Raw genomic sequence first — 2,252 nt, 5'->3', positions numbered from 1 at the left:
ATTTTTTTTGGATTGACCCCGCCAACATAAAGTTTAAATTTACTTCTCTTTACCCTCAGATCTTACATAAAATGGAGGGAAAAAACATACCCTCCATCTTTTAGTTTATGTCAACAGCCTGTTGAATTGTGAATTACTTCTGTTAATTCACAATTCAAGATGTGACCCTCATACTCCCCCTTCGAGGAAACTTTAGTGCGGCCTCAGGAATGGAAGTACATTATAAAATAACTGCTGATGAGTTTAATGGAGTTACAAGTAGGGTAGTAAATTTTAATTATGAGACTGCTCATATTGTTGAGCAACATGGGCTATATTTAAGAAATTGTGATATATATGGGATTAAGAGTGACGCTTCAAAAAGGAAATATCATAAGTGGGGTGTATCCTTAGGAGCAAATGGACCTCCTAAAAATCATTCAGAGACAAGATGTGATGTTAAACAGGTAAGATGGGATGAAAATTGGGATCGACCAGATGGAGCAAATGATAGAGCAAATGATGCTGTAATGCACAATATTACCCATGAATTAGGACATGGTATCTCAATTGCTCATCATGATCCACCCACTGCTGGTGATACTTCATGTGCTATGAGATATTTGTGGGATGAATGGGATCTATATCGGAAGCCACATCCTCCAGATTACCCTGAGGGGACTAATGATGCTGATGGATGGAATACAATGCCAATTGGAATAGATTTTTGCTCAGATTGTAAAAATCAGTTTGAGGTTAGTGATAAATAAGTTATATTTTATGTATCTAAAAATAGGAGGAATTCAATGAAGATAAATTACTTTCTAAAAACCTTTTTAATCTTACTTATATTTGGATGTATAACAACTTTAGTTAGTTATGGTTCTACCACCAGTGAAGATTTGCAACTTAAAATCTCTCCTTCTTTAGCAATTCTTCAAGGTGTCCCTCTGGTTTTTGAGGTCTGGTTTGTTAATAAAGCAGGGGTTGATCAATTTAATAGAATTCAAAATCAAAAATCATATGGCAAAGAAAGTAATGAAGAAATTACTAAGGTAAAAATAGCTACTCCTGCCTGGAAATGGGATGATAATCTAAAGATTAAAATAGAGAAAATCTTAAAGAAAAAAGGAGAAATTATTCGAGAAGAGAAACTTACAGATATTAATTGGTGTGATTACTACCTATTCCCAAATGAAGGAAGAAAAATAGAACTTATAGGTTCAGGCGGTAATGTTCGTAGAACATGGGTTATTCCACCAGATATAACTGCTAAACTTGAACCAGGAGAATATGAAATTACTGCTATCTACGACTCTCGTTCTGTATCTGATAAAGACATCTTTCATGGATTACTTATTGCTAAATCAGTTCTTTATATAAAAAAACCGGTTAGTAATAGAGAAAAATCTATGGTACTATTAGATCAAGCTGAATATTATGGAAATCCACTCAGATTTGGGAATAAATATCTTGATGAAGAAATAAAATTGGCAAAAGAAGCATTAAGATTAGATCCTACATATTATCAAGCTCATGAGAGTTTAGCATTTAGCTATTGGTGGGGAACAGGTGAGTTAGAGAAGGCTATTGAGGAATTTGAGATATATCTGGAAGACTATCTTAAAGACCCTACCATCCCTGTAGCTGAATGTGGTGGTAAAGAGTATGAAGAGTATCGTATAAAACGATTCATAAAAGAGATAAAGGAAGTATTAAAAAAGCGGGAAGGGGATTAGGGTCAGCCCTTGAGTGAGTGTTGCCAAGAAAAACTACATTTTGTTTGACGATGAACAAATTTTAGTGTATGTATAACTCTATTAAAATAAAGCGATTAAGAAATTAGGTATAAACTTACATGGAGTATTCACTAATTCATATCATAAGATTTTGATCATAAATGAAAAAATGGAGTATCTTTACATCTATATCCAATCTATTGTTTTTCAATGGGTTATGCAATATTCATCAAATTATATAGATGAAAAGAGTTGTCAACACTCACTTGAATGTAGAAAGCAGTTCCTTTTACATTCAACATTCACGGTCTGATCCCAATACCCTAAATTTCATAGATGTAAAATGGGAACTGTATGATTTTCTGCCATTAGATGGAGATTAAGATTATGGAGTAAATTATGAGAAGTGGGCAGAGTTAATGCATGTTTATTGTATGGATACTTCCTTTCAAGAACACCGGTTATGGGAGGAAGTAGTAGGAATAGAGTCAATATCATCCGTAAAGGTAATGCAATATGCAAACACAATAAATT

General features: G+C 33.6%; 2 protein-coding genes. Both read left to right on the top strand.

The features are described from left to right. The first annotated feature begins 209 nt into the window (after positions 1 to 209). The gene (locus AB1414_19525; protein MEW6609604.1) at positions 210 to 749 is read left to right on the top strand and encodes a hypothetical protein; all 540 of its coding nucleotides are present in this window, start codon (positions 210 to 212) and stop codon (positions 747 to 749) included. A gap of 36 nt (positions 750 to 785) precedes the next feature. Beyond that, complete coding sequence (locus tag AB1414_19520; protein MEW6609603.1) at positions 786 to 1,718, top strand: hypothetical protein; 933 nt, start codon at positions 786 to 788, stop codon at positions 1,716 to 1,718. Positions 1,719 to 2,252 lie beyond the last annotated feature (534 nt).

The sequence above is a fragment of the bacterium genome (assembly GCA_040755795.1).
Lineage (GTDB): Bacteria > UBA9089 > CG2-30-40-21 > CG2-30-40-21 > SBAY01 > JBFLXS01.
Note: the sequence above shows the minus strand (reverse complement) of the source record. Positions and strands in the feature narration are given on the sequence as shown.